The sequence below is a fragment of the Legionella tucsonensis genome (genome assembly GCF_001468035.1).
Classification (GTDB): Bacteria; Pseudomonadota; Gammaproteobacteria; order Legionellales; family Legionellaceae; genus Legionella; species Legionella tucsonensis.
On the sequence record NZ_LNZA01000012.1, the window covers coordinates 23,964 to 43,454 of the forward strand.

The window sequence follows — 19,491 nt, forward strand, 5'->3', positions numbered from 1 at the left end:
TGGCACTGAATTGATAGTGTTTTCTCTTAGTTCGTTAGGATCATCCGGCACAATGACATGCTCTTTAAATTTTCTGTGTAGCTTCAGGCATTGTAATTTCGATATTTTTCTAATTATAAGACATATAGTTTTAATTTTAATCAAATGAATAATTTATATATTCATTGATAGTGGCTACTTTCTTAGGTTTTCGCAATACACAATGGTTGGGGAGTTAATGGTACTTATTATGTAAGTGCGCGGCCGGGATAAAATCTTCTTTAATAAGATGGACTATAAAATCTATAATCACGTGGTTTTGAATCAACTGGATGGGTTAGCTCACTGATTTTTTGCCTCAGTTCATCAATGGTTTCTTGCTGTTGTTCAATGATTTTTTTTTGTTGTTGTTCTTTCGCGTGCAACCTTTTGAAGAGAATGTAAAACACATAAAGAGCTGTGTAGTGTTTTGAAGATGTAGTTTCCAGTTTTTTTTGGTTTTCTTCCTGTTGGTTTGTTATTGAACTCAGCACCTGCCCTTGTTCTAAATTTATCTTTTTTTGCACTTCATTTTGTGCTATTAGTTCAGGTACTAAAAGCACACGTTGATATTCCATGCAAATTTGTTCGGCAATATCCCTAATTCGCTCATTGGATGTGTAAGTGCATATATTAAATCGCCTTAATACTTCATCATTTAAAATTTCCCCGGAATTACAAAATTCACCTCCAACATAACCATCATTTTTTAAACCTGATAAATCAATGGTTGTCTTTTTAGTTTCCTCAATTTTACTGTAGGTTATTCTACACGTTTTGTGTTTTGGGGTATTTAAAATAAGCTTAAGATCGATTAATAATTGAGTAATTTGATTCTTGTAGTCTTCTAATCTTGAGGATTCAAAAGAAGTTTTTTGGTCGAGTAGTCCTTTTAGGGAAGTTATTTCATGCAAAATATAGTATAAGAAAGGTCTTCGTCCGCTATCTGAGCACTTTTTAATGAGGTCATTCAATCGTATTTTAAAATGGATGTCTTTATTCTGAATTATTTCTTTAGCGCAAGATAGTGATTTTTCTCTGAGGAGATTTTCATCTGTTGCAACAACCAATTTTTTCACTTTTGGCTGACTGTCGTGATAGCGAACTATAACAGCAGTCAAAGAATGAAGTAATTCTTCTAGTCTTGTCATGTAAAATTCCTTATAAAGCTAAATCCATAGTCTAAATGTGGAACTACACACCAACTTGATATTTTTACTATATTGAATGTTTCGCTGAAGTGCAAGTTTAGGTATTATGGTTAAGCCAATATTTATTTAAAAGTATTACTGAGGACCAACTACATGCGACACAATGGCTATGGTCGTACAAAAATGAACGACCAAATATTGCGATTGGAGGAATTACTCGAAGTTGCCTAAACCTCTACTTTTAACTTCAAGTGGGGGATTATCGTCCTATTGATGGCACGACCTAACAAATTGGGATCCACTAAACCTCGGTAAAATTACTTTTAGTATAGAGGCCAAAGTTAGACATGAATATTTTTAGTAAGAATATTTATTCAAAATTCATTAATACCGCTTTTTCAAAGTTATGCAAAGAAAAATTAATTTTATTCTTGACATTATTATGTCTTTCTTCATCTGGGGTGGCGGTTCGACCATTTGTTACCGATGATGCCCGTATTGTGGATTATGGGCAATTGGAAATGGAAAATTGGTTGGAAATAACCCGAGCAAAAAATGAATATGGCCCTGCTCCAGGAATTAATGTCATGGCAGGGACTACCGTTTCAGATGCGCTGGAGATTATAGCTGGATGGGGTACGGGATACGATCCCAATGAAACGATAACATTAGCCAATCCTGTTATCACGGCGAAGCTTTTATTAAAGAAAACTTTGGATAATGGCGATCCAGGATACGCTATCAGTATAGCCTCAGCATTAAATGAGGGGCATGGATCCATGTACGATGAAGGTAGAGTATACAATTTTATCGGGATGGCGAGCTGGCGGTTGTTCAATGATAAACTAAACATTCATATTAACTTAGGAATTCGCCATGATGGCGATGGTGATAATCATTTTAGAACTCGTCCTTACTGGGGCCTAGGGTTAGAAGCGGCAACCGTCTATCCTAAGTTACATTTTGTTGCAGAGACTTTTGCAGGAGACCCATTGGTTCCAAATGCTCCAAATTATGCTATGCAAACAGGGGCTCGCTATCATTATAGTAATACTCTCCAATTTGATCTCACTTTTGGTGCTGAACCAAGCGTTGAAGATCAATTTTTCCATGCTCGGTATTGGGAATATACAGCTCAATTAGGATTGCGGATTTTATTAGATGTTTTTACTCGAGATGGAAAACCAGGGAATCCTGAGGGAGCATCTGGGTTATGGTCCAGCACCAAAGACCGCACACAGTAAAAACGTGTCTAAAAATCTCACCTTACGCATTAAGAATGCTTTTTGGTTAAACAAAATCTTTTATAATTTCCCGCTTATAAGATCAGCAAGGAAATTGGAATGGGATATCCAAGTGCGTAAGGGATCATGGCTGGGAAAATAATAAAGAAACATTTTGAACGAACAAACAAGCGTGGCACGGTATCAAAACACAATAATAGAAGCATTGTTAACGCGATTCTATATAACTCGTGGAGGAATACAGTGGAGAATGCTTCCTGATAATTTTTCGTCATGGCGAACGGTATAAGATCATTGCTGAGCGTACTGAAAATTTTGTGAGAATTGCGATGATTAAAATTACATTGGGTACGATTATTAATGTTAACCAAACAGCTTCTTAATTTAACTCCATTATGAAGTTCTTTTCTCAATGGCTTCAAATAGAAACTCTAATGTTTGGTTTCAGGACACTATATGAGACTTTTGTTAACATCAAATACAAAGAGATAAAATGTGTTGGCATTTCATTTTATTATGGGTGTTACGGCCATTTTTTGTGGCATATTGATTCGAATCCCAATTAATACAGTATTTACATTTGGCTTGTAGTGCCCTTGCAAAGTATCCCCTGATATGGGTTCAATTTGAGTTCGTTCAGTGCTGTTATATTGCGTGAATTGATAAGTTAAAAGCAGGTCCAGGTTATTACTTAGTTTAGTGATTGCTCCTGCCTTTAATCCTCCACCGGTTAACCATTGTTTGAAGTTCGCACTGACTCCCACATTTCCGGCAGTATTGTCCATGTTAACTGCAAAACGGCTCCATGAAACTCCTGGTCCTGCAAAAAAGCGTACTGCCTCATTGTATTGGTATGCTGGCAGTAAAAAGAGTGAAAATCCATATTCTAATTTCTCTTCTGCAACAACATTTTCATTAAAAAACCATCCATTGATTTTATATTGTGACTTTCCAGTGAAGAGATCCGCATCTCCTTCTATGGCAGTGGAAAATTTTGTGCTGAAAGGATATTCATACCCTGCGAGCAATTGTCCGTGAAAATTAGTATATGCATTGTTAAAGCTGGAAGATGTTGGAGTTTCTTCCTCAAGAGGATAGCGCAAATCTTTATGTACAGTAACTGTATTAATACCTAAATTAAGACCCGAGTAAAGCCCCGCATGAGCATTCAATGACAGTATATATGCAATAATTGTTGATATGTAGTATTTATTCATATTTAGCCTTACCTATAAAATACTGGGAATAGTAATTGGGTTTGAAGTTTGACTGACATTATTCCCATCAGTTGCTGTAATTGTGACATTACGTACTCTTTTCGCTGTCAGAATGTTTTTTATGACGAAACGACGGTTATTGTTGTCCAATGTTACAGTTGCTCCAGGTAAGCCATTTACTGTATAGGCTTCACCAAATGGGGGAGCACAACCTGCATATAAGACAAATGCTTCATTGGTATTCATTGGATTGCGCTCGGCTGCCGTTAATACAGGCGCTCTAGGCGGGACTGCAATGATCGAGAAATTATTTTTTGAAATATTAAAAAAGCTCCCATTATTTGCTTGCACCATAATTCGAGCTGTAGTTGCGTTTACATTAGGAGCACAAATTTGCCCATATCCATTATTTAGCGTATTTAATAAGAGAGGATAGGGAAATGTTTTTCCTCCATCAATCGATAAAAAGATATTTACATATAAGGCATTAATTGGCTTAAAATTGGTATTAGCAACATCCCAAGAGATTGTTTGTGGTGATAGGCCTGTCCAAATGATGCCTGGATTCGTGGGGTATGTCACAATAAAGGGGCCAGCTTTACTTGTAGTGGTTAGCGTGGTATCGGTGTATGCATTACAAGAGCCCCTAGGGGTATTACTCCGTACGGAAACTCTGAATTTCATAATACGAGAAACTGAAGGCAACACTTCCCAGGTAAAAGGGCCCCCATTGCTCAAGGCATTGAGATTAGGGAAGAAGCGCACACCGACAGTCTGAGGCGAAAAGCTTCTAAAATTCGGACCACCCGTTGCTGTACTTACTGGCGGCTGGCGAGAGACTTCATTGTTCATCTGCTCCCAAGTATAAGTTAATACTCCTCCTCCACTTTTAGTTGCTGATGCAATCAATGCAAAAGGAGTTTGAGCAGGAATGAATCCTCCATTGACACTATTAATTACAGGAGCACTGGGAATTGGTGTTGTTACAGGACATGTGTGCGAAGGGCTGGAGACAAAATTTCCCATTTCCTGCAGGCTAATCCCATTAAAATAAGCATCAGAATTATTTTGAACATTAGGTGTACAAACTCCTGCATAGCCCATAATCGTGCTACCACTTCCAGGTTCTACAGCTGTTGGTCCATTTCGCTGACAGCTGTTGTTTTGTACGTGATTGGCTCCAAATTGATGGCCTATTTCGTGGGCTACATAATCAATATCAAAAGGGTCTCCTATAGGATTTGTTCGACCTGTAACCCCACGGGCTTTTTCATTATTATCACAAACACTGGCTAATGATGCCAGACCGCTTCCAGCTGAGTCAACGACATGGCCAATATCATAATTAAGTGGGCCAATAACTTGATTAATATTCCTTTGATTCTGATTGATCATCCTTTCAGGGTCGCCGTGTGTATAAGGCTGATTATTAGGATTGGTATAGATAATAAGATTGTTATTGGCAATAATTTGCATGGTTATGGCCATATCGATTTCATAAACACCGTTTACTCGATTGATTGTGGTTGCTTCTGCTGCCAATGCGCCGGCTACTGTTCCACCAAAGTATTGTGTGTATTGAGCTGTTGCCGCCATAGCCAAGCGGTATTTTTTGAGTTGACATGGATTAAAATGAGCAAAATGCTTTGAGCGAACAGGGGAGATTTTAAATGGACTTTGACTGTGTACTCCGCATTTTAAGCGCTTTGAAGTAATGAAATCTTTTTTATTATAAACAATATAATATTGAGTATCTCCTTTTCTTAAAGGATCAATAAAAACGGGGTCTTGTCCTGGCCTGAAAATCATTGCATGGAACCCTTGAGGGGTGAGGTCTAGTTTGACTAGTTCGCCGGGTTCAGTAACTCCATAAGCATCGTAGGTTTTAATTTGGGGGAATTTTGCGCTGAGTTCCGGATGCAGCGTACTATTTTCCACAACCTGATACAGCTTCGTCGTTTTATCTGGCAGAGGAAGTTCGATTTGTATTGCTTCCCCTGATTTTAATTCATCTCGATGGGGAGCATTCTCCAACTCAGCATAGAGTTGACTCAGATCAATCTCAACAAGGCGAAAATGACTTGCCTGTATGTTATTTTTTATCGTAGAAGAAATTTCCGATGGTTGCACATCTTTAAAAAAACTCTGAACCACTTTATCTTGGGCGGAAGCAATAGACCAAAATAGGATGAGCGATAGAGTAAAAAGCGTCCTTGTCATTGTATTTTATCTCTAATAAATAAGTGAAAGAATTTATCATCAGAATAAAAGGAATTCAATTGAATAAATGAACTTTTGGTTTCTCACAAAAATGGGGCGCTCTACTTATTTTTTTTTCAATTGCATGTTTTTTAAAAGAGTTTCACATGCTTCAACAGTTAATGGATGAGAATAGTAATATCCTTGGATGCACTCAATACCCTGTTTGCGTAAGAACTGAAGCTGTAATTTATTTTCAACGCCTTCGGCTACAACATTAATATTGAATTTATGGGCAATTGTGGCAATTGTTTTAATAATCGCTTGATCTAAATAATCCTTATGGCAATTTTTAATAAAGACTTTATCTATTTTTATTTTCTCAATAGGTATGTTTTTTAAATACGATAAACTTGAATAACCCACCCCAAAATCATCAATCACTAAATGAACACCCATTTCTTTTAATGAGTCAATTTCTTTATACAGGGAATCATTGTACTCAATGAAAACGGATTCCGTAATTTCCAATTCAATACATGAGCCATGAAGCCGACTTTCAGCTAAAGCTTCGGCGACGATTTTGCTCAGTGAATGTCGAATAAATTGTGTTGTTGATATATTGATTGCAATGGGGCCTGGAAGTATTTTTTGCCCTTGCCATATTTTTGCTTGATGGCAAGTACTTTTAATAACCCACTCACTAACTGGAATTATTAATGAACTGTTTTCTAAACTACGAATGAATTTTGATGCTTCTATAATTCCTTTTTCAGGATGATTCCACCGCAATAAGGATTCAAGTCCTACGATTTGTCCATCAGTGGTGTAAAACGGTTGATACATTAAGAAGAATTCTTGCTTATCATAAGCATGTTGTAATTCTTTACCTAAACCATGGGTTTGCTGATATTCTTCATATAACTCCATTGAATAATAGTGAAATTGATTCCTACCCTTTTCTTTTGCTTGATAAAGAGCGGTATCAGCTAACTTAAGGAGCGTTTCAATATCTTGACCATCATTAGGGAAGATACTGATTCCCATACTGGATGTAATTTGAATTAAATGCTCATCAATTGGAACTGGTTTCGAAATTTCATTTAATAATTTTTTTACTATCATCGTGATGTGATCTTTTGATTTAATATTGGATAATATGATTGTAAATTCATCTCCCCCCAAGCGGGCGGAAAAATCACACTCACGCAAACATGAATTAATTGTTTTTGCAATATGAATCAAGAGATTATCTCCACTATCATGCCCCAAAGTATCGTTTATTACTTTAAAATAATCGATATCTAGGAATAATAATGCAACTTTCTCATGATAATGCGTTATTTCTTTAGTCATTTGTTGAAAAAATTCATACAGCATATTTCGATTGGCTAATCCGGTTAAAGGATCGTGAGTTGCTTGATAATAGAGTTTGGCATTTTCAAGTGAAATCATCGCTTGCGAGGCAAGTAATTGCAAACCGTCTAAATGGCTTGCTGTAAATGTATGACTTGTACTGTTGTTCTCTAAATACAACACACGGCATAAATATCCTTTATAGAACAACGGCATCATTAAAAGTGAGCGTGGATTTTCTCCCTGAACATATTCGTCTTGAAAAGTTAATTCTGACTGGATGGCATCATTTAAAATGATGGGTTTTTGAGTTCGCTGAACATAATTTAAAATAGAAATCGGATATTTTATTTCTCTTTCCATATCTCCAGAGCCAATAAGGTGAGTATTTTGTTGTTCTAAATCACCTTCTGCTTCGACAACCCAGTTCTCGCTATTTTTAGTTAAAATAACGCTTCGCTGTGCTCCGGCATGTTCTAATACAATAACTAAAAGTTTCTGCAGTAATTTATCTAAACGAATTTCACTGGAGATAAGTTGAGTAAATTTTAAAATGGTCAACATATCGATCGTCTGATTCTTTGCTTTAACTTGAGTTGCTGGAAGTAGATGCTGAGAAATGAAAAAGTCTGATGTTGCTGTCTGATTCATTGGCTCCACTAGCCTCATTTTTGTATTTGCTCCCCAATCTTTAAAATAACAATGTGCATTATGCAAATATATTTTTGCAATTTGGTTTAAGTTAAGATTTATACAATAATATGCAGCGCGTTCACTTGCAATGGCAGCAATTAAAGTGAGCCCTCTGGCCAATGCTGTTTCTATCGTTTGTTCATAAAGTGCAAGAGCTTTCTCATGCCCGTCTAAACGTGAGAATTCAGCTGCAAGAAGCATTGAATAGGGTTTAAAGTTTTCAGGGCACCAATTAGTATATTTTTTAATAAAAAGATCCAGTTGCTTTAATTTTTTTAACGAAAGTCGGTACGCAGATTTTGGTAAATAAGGTAATTGACAAAATAGGGCTAAAGCATAGAAAAACTTACCATCCAAATGACTTATTAAACCTTTATCGTATTCAGAGTAAAGCTCATGATTCTTCCCTGCTTTGATTGCCTCAGAAAAATTTCCCAGTAGAAAGTGTAATAATGTCAAAGAGCTATAGAAGAAGCTTAATTCGGTTTTATTTCTTCCTTTAATAATATTTTCTTCAAATAAAGATATTTGTTTGATCTTTGTGGAGCCTGGCTTTTCCAAACATTGGCATAAATAGTCCCAAAATTTTGCTACTTCAATAAAATCAGAAATTTTAACGCGTGACATAAAGGACAGGGTAGACTGTATATTCTTTTTTACTTCATCAAGTTTTTTTCCTGCTGAAAGCGAATGAAGTACCAAAAGTAAGTTGCTGTAATTACTGTAAACTAAATCTCCGACCTCACAACACAGTCTAAATGCTTTAGCAACGGTGGCATTACATAGATGCAACGGCTTTTGATAAGGTTCGATAAAAGAGCCTAATACAAATTGGTTTTTTCCCTCGAAATTTGATGCTCCGTATTTTTGCTTTAGGTTGTTATAAAGTGTTACAAAGGAAAGTGCTTCATGATAAAGATTTAATGAGTGCATTATTATAAATGCATAAACCGGAATAGACATTGAGGTGCTTTCGGTATAACCATACTTTAAACTTAAACTAATATTTTTGCAGGTGAGAATAACAAACAGATGTTGATTCGTGATGAATGCACTATTAAATAATTGAGTAATTAAATCCACAAGTGCGATTTGTTTTGAATCGTTCATTAAAGGTAAATTTATAGATTCTACTTTAGTATTTTTTAGTTGGAGTTTTACTTTATAAATGGCAATTAAAACATGCATTAAATTGGGTTTTTTAGGAAGTTTAATACCAAAATTTCGCAATGTATTCAATCCCATTTCTAGAGCTTCAGTATGTTTACCCAAGGCGGATAACATTTCAATTTTTAAACGATAAACTTCAATTTCATCGAGTGCATTTTTTGCGTGTTTTAATAGTTCAGAAAAATATTTATCCGCAGCTTTAAAATCACCAATTAAATACCTGCAAACCGCTAATTCTTTATGAAGCTGGAAAGTTAAATTATATTTGTTTTCCCAATTATTAGGCTTTAATAATTTAATACCTGCTGATAAATATTCATTGGCCGCATAATAAGCAGATGCGAGCTTGGCTTTTTGAGCAGCCCATAAATTGTATTGAGCGAGTTTTAATCTTTCTTTGGAATCACGAATTAAAGCAATGCTTTGATTAAAGTGCTCAAGTACATCAAATAATCGTTCATCATTTTCCATTAAAGGTTTGTCTTTTAATAATAAGCGGCCAATTTTTAAATGAATACTTGGTCTGTCTTGTACATTAATCAGTTCATAAGCCGCTTGTTGAATGCGGTCATGAGAAAAATTATAACGTAGTGAGTTTGTATTGATGGTGGCAACATGTTCATTAAGTCCCATTAGACCTATTGTTTTATAACTTTCTTCAAGTGGATAAATAAAATTTGCTTCAATTGCCTGCCATAGCTGTTTTGCAATTTGACTCGTTGATTCGTTACTAATAACTTTTAAGGTATTAAAATCAAATTGATGACCAAAGCATGCGCTGAGTTTTAAAATTTCCTGTGTTGTATTAGGTAGTAAATGAATTTTGGTAGTTAACAAATCAATTACATTATCTGTAGCACTTTGTTGTTGAATATTGGCTAAATTCCATTCCCATGCACCTCGTTCATAAGAAAAATTAAGTAATTTTTGCTCATAGATTGTTTTAAGAAATGCGTTGATAAAAAATGGGTTACCCTGTGTTTTATCATAAATACATTGGGCAAGTCCTTGGATTTTTTTTGGTGAGCCTGATAATGTATCGTGTAAAAGTTCTTGAATATTATTTAAGCGCAAGGGTTTTAAAGTTAGAGTACTTAGATCTACCTTATTGTTATTTAAATTATTTATGCTTAATTGCAATGGATGATTCTCATTAATTTCATTATTTCGATAAGCCCCAATAATGAGTAAATAATTTGTTTCTCGATCTTGTAATAAATTTTCTATAAAATTAAGTGAAGAATTATCTGCCCATTGCAAATCATCCAAAAATAGCACCAGTGGATGCTCAGGCTGAGCAAATGTTCGTACAAAATTTTGAAATACGAGGTTAAAGCGAATTTGGGCTTCAGTAGGATTCAATGAGCGTACTGGAGCTTGCTTCCCTATGATTAATTCAACATCTGGAATTACATCGATTACAACCTGTCCTACATTGCCTAATGAAGAAATAAGAAATTTTTTTATTTTTTCTAACCTATCTTCACTTTCGGCAAGTACTTGTTTGACCAGATTTTTGAAGGCAGCAACAATAGCACTATAAGGGACGCTTCGCTGTAACTGGTCAAACTTACCTTTGATATAATAGCCTCTATGCTGAATAATAGGTTTATGCATCTCTTTAACTAAAGACGTTTTGCCAATTCCAGAGTAACCTGCAACAAAGACTATTTCTTTAGTACCTTGACACACTCGGTTAAATACTTTGATTAGCTGATTAACTTGTTTTTCTCGACCATATAAATTGTGGGAAATGATTAAGTGATCGCGAATATCATGAGCGCCTAGTGAAAATTCACTAATCGAGCCTTTAAGTTGCCATTGCCTGAAACATTCCTGAAGATCAGACTTCAATCCAATAATGCTTGAATAACGTTCTTCAGGCATTTTACCCAATAGCTTATCGATAATAGCCGCGAGCATTTTGGGTATATCTGTCCTGACGTGTAATACAGTTGGTGGTTTTTTCGCAATATGACAATGTACTAATTCAAGCACATCAATGGCTTGAAATGGTAATTGATTTGCCAGCATTTCATAGAAGGTAATACCAAGCGAATAAAAATCTGTACGATAGTCAACAGGACGATTTATCCTTCCTGTTTGTTCTGGTGAAATATAAGCTAACCCTTCTCCTACTTCGCTTAGCTTGAGATCATCAAGTGTTTCTTCAGAAAGTTTTGTTGACGCGCTTAAATCAACTAATTTAAGCATCAGGTTTTCAGGATCTATAACAATATTGGATGGATTAATTTCTTTATGAATAATTTGACGTTGGTGCAATTCTCCCACAATATCAACGAGTTGTAATGCTAAGTTAAAAAAATCGTCAATACTTAATTGATGCATTAATAGATAGGAAGTAAGCAATTGTCCTTTTACATCTTCTAGGATTAAAACAGGCGCGTAGGTATTTTGTAGAAAATCATAAGCTTTAATGATCGTAGGCGTTTCAATCATATTCAGTAAATGATATTCATGTTGTAAAATGGCTAAATTTTCAGAGTTAGAATGAAATTTATTGGGGGTTTTTAGCAGGACTCTACACCTATCTTTTAATCGCAAGGCATAATAGGTATCAATATTATGGTTACGGCGCATTTTTTCGCGTAATGCATATCCGGATATAGAAATCATTTATGTCCTTTCCGTTATTCGATAGCGTTGAGCTCTAAGCGAAGGACGCTTTAATAACTTTCCTATTATTATAGAAGATATTTGCAAATGATTTAAAATTTATAGGGATTTTATTTGTAAAAAAATGAAAAATTGGTTTTTAAAAAAATGGTGATATATCAATATACTATTAAGGGGTATGTTTAACATGTTATGCTTTTACGAGATAGTGATTTCATGGGTTTGATTTGGATGAGAAATTATTTATATTCTGGTCAATTTTATCTACTTTATCGGCTGATTTGAAAAATCGCATAATTTCATTATCATGGCGTATTGGTTCATGGCCATGCCTTAGTTCCTCTTTGATTATTTTTTCCAAATCGATCTGTGGTCTCCCATCTTGAATGATTACAGGTGTATTTTTTTCACATAGCATCTCTAGGAGCTCACGTTTTTGCGCAGGGACAGGTTCCAGCATAGCAAGGGGTTTTGCTACAGCATGAGCTTTATTTTCAGGTGATGCAACATGCACTTTTTGTTTGCTCGGTAATTGAAATGCGCCAAATGCTGCCTTAATTCCTGATTCAACATCAAAATCATATAACCTGTTTAAATCACCTGGATTATCAGCAAGTGAAGTCACGTTTTTCCATAATGAATCTAAGGAATAAAGTGTTCCATCCTTGGTGTCCCGAAATAGATTCCAAGTATGAACTCCCTCTTTTGGGAATGAGTGTCGTTGATGTATCACCTCCCCTTGAAGAATACCGTCCTCAACTAATCGACTCATCAAATAAGCATTTAATAAGGCATGGTGGCGGCATACTCCCATTCCTGCTTGCATGAATTCATCTAAAGAGATAACAGGGTTTCCTTCTTTTAGGTGCTTCTCCACAAATTCTTTTAAAAGAACTTGGTGGCTTATAGGAAAGGTTTTTTGCGTCAGTTTAGAAATTTCTTGTAAGATTTCTAGAGTCGTAGCGTCTTTTTTTATATTTTGGCGTAATTCAGTATAGAGTTTTTTTAGCGATTCAGCTTCTGGATCTAACAGGATCATTTCTCGATTGGACGATGAACCTATTGAAAATACGCGTTGATTAAAATTACGTACATCTCGTGTAACAACGGGAGAATAGCTATCTTGGTATTTGATGCACGGACCGCCATGAAACATCTTGATGCGATTATAATGGTGTTGAAAGGCAAGTTTTGTTCTATCCATCCTTGCAGGTGGTTGAGCTTGCTCGGCATTATTCAGATTGTTCTCATCTTTTATAGTTTCAAAGGGTGGCATAATAAAAAACTCAAAAAGATATATTTAATATTATAGCATGCCGATCATATTGACTTTATATTAATAATTAAAACGAGCATTTACTCTAACTTATCCAGATAAGTCTCTCGTGTAGAGCGCGTGGCAATAATTGCAATAATCACCCAAAATAGAATATAGAACGCAGGAGCATATTTATTTCCAGTTAATTCAACCAAAGTTAAGGAAACCAATGGCATGGTCCCGCCAAAAACGGCCTGTCCAATGTTGTAGCCAATGGATACGCCACTGGCGCGAATCGCTGTGGGGAACATCTCTGCAAGCATAGTCGGTACTGCAGCATTCAATGGTGCAAGTATTATCGCTAAGACTATTTCTCCTAAGAGAATTTGCCACCAAATTCCACTCGAAAAAAGAATAAATAGGGGATAAATAAAAATAAAAATACCAAGTGTACCCAACAAAAAAATGGGCTTCCTGCCGAAATAATCCGATAATAAACCCATCAAAGGAATTAATAGTGTTAAAACGAGTAGGGCAATAAAGTTAGCTACTAAAGCATCTTTTAATAAAAATCCTTCTGATTTTACGAGAAAACTCGTTATGTAGGCGATGAGTAGGTAATTGCTCATGGCTAATATACTCGTAAATATAATGGCTAACACTAATTTGCGCGGATAATCAAAAAAAACAATTTTTGCAGGAAGCTCTATGGCAGGTTTGGCTTTCAAAAAGGTAGCGGGCTCAACGCTTGTAATGCGTAAATAAATTCCTATTAATCCGAGTGCTGCACCGATTAAATACGCCAAACGCCATCCCCAGGTACGAAGGGTATCTTCAGTCAATAAAACACTGAGTAAAGAAGCTGTAAATGAACCCAAAAAAATGCCTAAAAAAGCAGTACTTAGTACTAAACTTCCCGCAAAACCACGTCGATGATCTGCCATATGCTCAATAAGAAAAGTTGTTGAACTAGGCAGCTCTCCTCCTACTGCAATTCCTTGAATTAACCTAAAAAAAATAAATAATAAAGGAGAAATAATACCTAAAGAATTAAAATCGGGTATCAACGCAATGCATGCAGTGGAAGAGGTCATAATAGACACTGAGAAAATCAGGGTTTTTCGTCTGCCAATACGATCTGCATAATGTCCTAATAATACACCTCCTAACGGGCGCATAAAAAAACCGACAGAAAATACACCAAAGGTGAGAAGAAGAGAAACAAAATATGTGTCAGAGGGAAAGAATAAATGCGCAAATAAGGGGGTAAAGTTGGCATAAAGAAGAAAATCGAACCACTCTAAAGTATTTCCATATAAACCAGCAAAAATACTTTTCCTCTTTGTAGGATCCATAATTGTATTTTTTAATAGCCTCTTATTTTTTTATTTTAGAGGTAAATATTTTTTTTGGGAATATGTAGTATGGGTATTCTAATTTAAAGTTTTTCTCAGAAAAATAATTAATTTTTCAGGGAACGATGAATGAAAGGTACATAAGCCTTTACAAAAATAGGCTTATGTATTTGATTAACGGGTTATATTGAATACATGGTAAATCTGAACTTTCATTTTTGGTGTAGTACAACGTGGCAACTTGATTAATTTAATATCAAATTTGTAATTTTAAATCATCTGCCGTAGATAAATCGATAAAGTACCTTGTCGATTTATGTAAATCAGATAATATATTTTTCAGTGTTTTTGATAAAGGACTTGCAGTTACAATGCTTAAAAGTGGATTTTCACTGGCAAAAAGAAGGTCTGCTCGTTCAATAATAATTGATGTTTCTCTAAAAAAATCCTTTAGTTCTTCCACACTACTGGCTTGACATAATTTATCAAAATGAACTTTATATTCATCTTTTAAAATCTCCTCCTTTGTACTTCGGCTTATAAATATGCCAGGATAATTGTTGGATGAGGGTAATGATTTCAAATAATTAGTCAGGTGTTGTTCCAAAATGGGTTTTACTTTACTAATTGAAGATAAAAAGTACATTTGCTTCATTATTTGAACAAAAGGCTCTTTTATATTTACCTCTTTATGGCTTGATGTTTCAAAATAGGAAAGCCCTAATCGTTCTGCCAGTTTGTTTATTTGTTCTGCACTGATTAAACGCGCATGAGTCAAATCACACTTACAAGCAATAAGAAATATAGGGATATTGCTCTTAACAGCTCTAATTTTTTTTATATGGTTTTCTACACTCTCAAAAGAAAGAGGGTTCGTAATATCAAAACAGACAAAAGCACCTTCAGCAATAGGAAGATAATTTTTCATTAAAAACTCAAGTCTAGGATTACCGCCGACATCATAAATACGCAGTTTTATGCGACTATCAAAAAAAGAAAATATGGTTTCTTTTACATCAACCCCTACACTCTCATAATAAATGTCATCACAATACTCACCGACAAGTTTCTGTAATAGAACACTTTTTCCCACGCGGCTATTGCCTAGCAGGAGTATTTTAAAGTGAGTATCATATTCATTTTCTTGTCGTTGTTGCATAATAGAACTCCTAAAAACACCATTCAGAATCTTAATAGTAGATTGAGCATAGCAATTACTTGTTTACATTTGTTTCGCTAAATCCAGATCCATCGCAGTTGAAAAAGTAAAAAAGTATTTTTTGCAAATGTTGATTAATAATTATTAAAGAACTGTATCTTAGCATCTTTTTGTTGCACGTATTAGTTGTTTGAGAAGCAATTTGCAAAGATTTATTGCAAAACATGAAGAAACAATTCTGTATATGATTTTTTGTTTCGTAAAAACATCGTCTTAACTTATTAACTACATTTCGATGTGCAGTACTCTTTCTGAGAACCGGCCTCAGATCCATCTCTCTATCATGACCACTTCTATTCGAGTGATCATAAATAATCCTTTAACTCAATTCTACAGCTCCGCTTTTGAACCAGCCTGAATACTTTCTTCTGAAGGTAACTCCTGAATATTTGGATATAATTCCTGAATATTAATTAAGAGTTTTTCCGCTTTATAAAAAAGTTTCCCAATTTCACTTTTTTCCTTTGTAAAAAAAGAGAAGACGGAGTCATCTTCTGTAACTTGTTTAAAAAAGGGAAGTTTTTTCATTTCTTGTAATGAACTCAGATCTCCAGGCTGTACTGCTTCCAATAATTTCTTTAAGAAGTGCAATTCGAGAAATGCTTTTTTATTTTCTTTAGGCTCTTGGTCAAATTTAATTTGATATTCCCTGACCATATTATCTAGAGTGATTAGCATGGGTTGCTTTATCGCTTGTACCATCTCTCTATCACATCGTTCCTTGTATTTTGCAAACAGTTTTCCATCATAATCTATATTGGGAAAGGACCTTATATTATTGAGGCATTGTATATTGGTTAAGCCTGAATGCTCAAATATTTCTTCGTCGGTTTGATATTCTGCTAAGCTGATTTCAACCATTTTTTGGTGATAGAAGCACGACATCCCTTCTTCTGTAATGGCTACGCTGTCAACTCCAACCATGTTCATCATGGTAATATCATAATTTTCAATTCCGTAAAGTGCGCATAACTTCCTTATGTATCGTTCCATGCCTAGTTCGGGGTGTCTTTCTGTGAAACTGTTATTACTATAATTTCTAGGCGTACCAATTTTAAAATGAATCGTCTCTCCATTTGCTTCTTCTTTTAAATCCTGTATCCATTTTCTAAAAGGTTCATTAGAATCCGCAGCCTCTGGTACCATATGCGGCTCAGTATCTAACGTTGAGCGCAGATGATATAGTCCATACATTCCTGAGTCTGTTTGGGCACAAATTGCAGTGCATCCGCCAAAATCCTTGGTAAAAAACTCCTTGTTAGATCCGGCCCTACTTATGTACCCGCCTGAATCCATTACCACGGTTACTCTTTCTCGTTTAGAGTGCATATACACCTCTGAATAGACTTAATCTCATTACTATAATTATATATATATTTGTGTAATAATTTTAAATTTTGTCTAAAATTGATGATTTATTATGGTAGTGAAGTCAATAAAACTGATTAACTTGAAACGCTTGGTGTTTGAACATTCTTTAATAAAGGTGTCTTAGATGGACCTTTTAGCGAACCGCGATATAACCTAGGAGTTTTCTCGTTTATTTTTTGTGTTAAGAAAATAAACTCTTCTGAGTTGATCCAAAAAGGACTCCATGCGGGAATCCCTTTGGGTGAAATGCGGGTTGTTTTTCCTGATTCAAGATTGAGTGTCCAAAGTGCGGGTGGTGGTTCATTCCAATTTTTCAGAATCGCTTCATTCATATCCACATCTATAATTAGTGTTTTTCCATCAGGAGAGATGTGGAGGCGAGAAGCACTGCTCATGTTGCCCTGTGGGATGATCTCATGGATAGTCCATTTCTTTATTAGGCTCCCCTTAAAATCCATCCAATAAATTGAATCCAGGTCATGGCTAAAAAAAGATGTTCCATTTTTTGCCCATGCAGGGCTGTACTCATTCTGGGTATTCTTGATAAGGTGAAAACCGGTTCCATCAGTATTGACCAATGCTAGGTGCCAATTATCATTGATAAAGGTATTAAAGAGCAGCGTTTTACCATCAGGTGACCACACTGGATTAAAACTGTTTGCAGAGGGTATATTCTTTAATTGAGTTACCTTGCCTGATTTAAGCTCAATAATTGCCAAGTAACGGTTTGCTGATTTGTCTATTATATTATAGGCAATGTATTTTCCGTCAGGCGAAATTTCGGGAATGTAACCCTCAGTAACTTTTTGAGCTTTGCTGCCATCTATCTTGGCAGTCCAAATGAAACCATCTCGCTCAAATGCAAGCATGGGTTGTGCTTGAGTAGCGATGCAATATAAGAAAGTAACTAAAAACAAATAAATTCTCATCAGCAGTGTATCTCCCTTCCAATTAAAAGTATTAGCAAAAAGGTGGATAAATCATTTTAACTTTAAAAGCAATTGGAGCAAATTTTTGCCTAACGCCAGCCAGGATCGCTGTTACCAAATTCTTCACTTGTACTTACATCTTGTTGGTTAGAGTCTGTAGTTCTTATGCAAGAACTAAGTAATAATACAGTTGCGCAAAGATAAAAAATTAGGGTAATTTTTCTAAATAATGTACGTGTAATCATTTACATTCCTTGTTAACAAATCACTGAAAATCGGCTTTGTACAGCTGTCTTAATTTATTTATTTTATGATAGTTGACCTAATGACAATGTTTATATCACAATAATGCCAGGGAAAAGAACTCAATGAGATATATTGATGAAAAACAGGATATGGAGTGTCATTTTTCTAGGTTTGATTTATCAGAATCTATGGGCCGGAACAGGTAGTCTTTTTTCCATTATGGGCAGTGGCACACCTGCCGAGGTCAATATTACGTTGTGTTTGAATGCAAAAGGACCTGTGAGTTGCCAAAACTATCATGTCTCTGCTGTAAATTTAAGCATACTAACCAAGACACCAAACCATACCTATCCTTTTGCGGGTATCAAAATTAATACCCCTTATTACTCTATAGCAAATGTAGGCCTGAATTGTACTCTTTTAAGCAATGGATTTTGTATGTTTTCAGTAAGTAATGTTTCACCTGCAATGATTCATATGGCGCAGTTTTGCCTAAAAAATTAAGGGCAAATACAGTACTTCAGTTATTGCACTGCATAATGGACCTAATTTGAAGACCTTCTAATCAGTCTCCTATTAATTCCCATATTCTGGAACCGTATTTTTTTCATTCCATCGGTTAATGCAATTGAGTTCTATATCAAATAAATCAAGAACGCGTCCAACGCTATGAGTAACAATATCATCGATCGACTGAGGATTATTATAAAATGCAGGCACAGGAGGAGCAATAATAGCACCTATTTCTGTTGCCCGTTTCATATTTTCAATATGGCCAAGATGCAGGGGGGTTTCACGAACCATTAATACCAACCGTCTGCGCTCTTTTAAAATAACATCTGCTGCACGGGTTAATAAATTAGAGGTTGTCCCACAAGCTATGTCTGCTAATGTTCGCATGGAGCAAGGCGCTATGATCATGCCTGAAGTAATATAAGAACCACTCGAAATACATGCGGCGATATCATGAATTGGATAATGCTTATCCGCAAGATTATAAAGGTCTGTTGCAGAAAGCTCGGTTTCATAGGCGCGAGTTTGTTGGGCGGCTTTGGATACTATAAGATGTGTTTCATACTCTGTATTGGCTAATAACTTCAACAGCCGGATCCCATAAATAATTCCGGAAGCTCCAGTGATACCGATTATAATCCGTTTTCTTTTCATAATTTAGCCTTATGTAATACAAAGAAAAAAGGGTTCTTTTTTAAAAAGATCATCTTAGATAGCGGTTGGGAAAAGCATAAACACCTAGAATTATGCTTTATGGTTGCAATAATTCCTTAATAATAAAAACGATGCGTTCAGAGCAAAAAAATACATCTAAATTTCCTTGCATCACTCATTCTTGTATATATTATCATATTTTTTGCTAAAAATTTTGTGTTCATAGTGTATATGATTTTCATTGAATCAAGTAAATTGAGT

The 19,491-nt window shown here is 35.3% G+C and carries 13 protein-coding genes and 1 pseudogene; 3 read left to right on the forward strand and 11 right to left on the reverse strand.

The window, feature by feature from the left end; all coding sequences use genetic code 11:
- Positions 1-260: 260 nt before the first annotated feature.
- Positions 261-1,169 (reverse strand): hypothetical protein, encoded by a 909-nt coding sequence (locus Ltuc_RS14135; protein WP_058522002.1) that lies wholly within the window; start codon positions 1,167-1,169, stop codon positions 261-263.
- A gap of 107 nt (positions 1,170-1,276) precedes the next feature.
- Between Ltuc_RS14135 and Ltuc_RS15420 the strand changes: the two are divergent.
- Positions 1,277-1,414, forward strand: a pseudogene (locus tag Ltuc_RS15420) (integrase core domain-containing protein); the annotation flags it as partial.
- A gap of 102 nt (positions 1,415-1,516) precedes the next feature.
- Complete coding sequence (locus Ltuc_RS14140; RefSeq protein ID WP_058522003.1) at positions 1,517-2,413, forward strand: transporter; 897 nt, start codon at positions 1,517-1,519, stop codon at positions 2,411-2,413.
- Positions 2,414-2,919: 506 nt separating this feature from the next.
- Here the strand turns inward: Ltuc_RS14140 and Ltuc_RS14145 are convergent.
- The 9 genes from Ltuc_RS14145 to Ltuc_RS15425 all read right to left on the reverse strand — a co-directional run bounded on the left by Ltuc_RS14145 (position 2,920) and on the right by Ltuc_RS15425 (position 18,062).
- Positions 2,920-3,630 carry an outer membrane protein gene (locus Ltuc_RS14145; RefSeq protein WP_058522004.1) on the reverse strand — a complete coding sequence of 237 codons (711 nt, stop codon included), beginning with the start codon at positions 3,628-3,630 and terminating at the stop codon, positions 2,920-2,922.
- A gap of 12 nt (positions 3,631-3,642) precedes the next feature.
- Positions 3,643-5,850 carry a reprolysin-like metallopeptidase gene (locus tag Ltuc_RS14150; protein ID WP_058522005.1) on the reverse strand — a complete coding sequence of 736 codons (2,208 nt, stop codon included), beginning with the start codon at positions 5,848-5,850 and terminating at the stop codon, positions 3,643-3,645.
- A gap of 105 nt (positions 5,851-5,955) precedes the next feature.
- A complete protein-coding gene (locus Ltuc_RS14155; protein ID WP_058522006.1) occupies positions 5,956-11,685 on the reverse strand; it encodes an EAL domain-containing protein in 5,730 nt (1,909 codons plus the stop codon).
- A 214-nt stretch (positions 11,686-11,899) separates the two neighbouring features.
- Positions 11,900-12,961 carry a hypothetical protein gene (locus Ltuc_RS14160; RefSeq protein WP_058522007.1) on the reverse strand — a complete coding sequence of 354 codons (1,062 nt, stop codon included), beginning with the start codon at positions 12,959-12,961 and terminating at the stop codon, positions 11,900-11,902.
- Positions 12,962-13,041: 80 nt separating this feature from the next.
- Entirely contained in the window at positions 13,042-14,298 is a 1,257-nt protein-coding gene (locus Ltuc_RS14165) for an MFS transporter (protein WP_058522008.1), read from the reverse strand.
- A gap of 256 nt (positions 14,299-14,554) precedes the next feature.
- The gene (locus tag Ltuc_RS14170) at positions 14,555-15,457 is read right to left on the reverse strand and encodes a Rab family GTPase (RefSeq protein ID WP_058522009.1); all 903 of its coding nucleotides are present in this window, start codon (positions 15,455-15,457) and stop codon (positions 14,555-14,557) included.
- 390 nt (positions 15,458-15,847) lie between these two features.
- Positions 15,848-16,846, reverse strand: coding sequence for a hypothetical protein (locus Ltuc_RS14175; RefSeq protein WP_133138318.1), 999 nt, complete (start codon positions 16,844-16,846; stop codon positions 15,848-15,850).
- 116 nt (positions 16,847-16,962) lie between these two features.
- Positions 16,963-17,817, reverse strand: a complete 855-nt coding sequence (locus tag Ltuc_RS14180; RefSeq protein ID WP_083498120.1) for a TolB-like translocation protein — start codon at positions 17,815-17,817, stop codon at positions 16,963-16,965.
- A gap of 89 nt (positions 17,818-17,906) precedes the next feature.
- Complete coding sequence (locus tag Ltuc_RS15425) at positions 17,907-18,062, reverse strand: hypothetical protein (RefSeq protein WP_157064633.1); 156 nt, start codon at positions 18,060-18,062, stop codon at positions 17,907-17,909.
- Between the two features lie 136 nt (positions 18,063-18,198).
- Here Ltuc_RS15425 and Ltuc_RS14185 point away from each other — a divergent pair, with 136 nt between their 5' ends.
- Positions 18,199-18,567, forward strand: coding sequence for a hypothetical protein (locus Ltuc_RS14185; RefSeq protein ID WP_058522011.1), 369 nt, complete (start codon positions 18,199-18,201; stop codon positions 18,565-18,567).
- Positions 18,568-18,639: 72 nt separating this feature from the next.
- Here Ltuc_RS14185 and Ltuc_RS14190 read toward each other — a convergent pair whose 3' ends face one another.
- Positions 18,640-19,230, reverse strand: coding sequence for a UbiX family flavin prenyltransferase (locus Ltuc_RS14190; protein ID WP_058522012.1), 591 nt, complete (start codon positions 19,228-19,230; stop codon positions 18,640-18,642).
- Positions 19,231-19,491 lie beyond the last annotated feature (261 nt).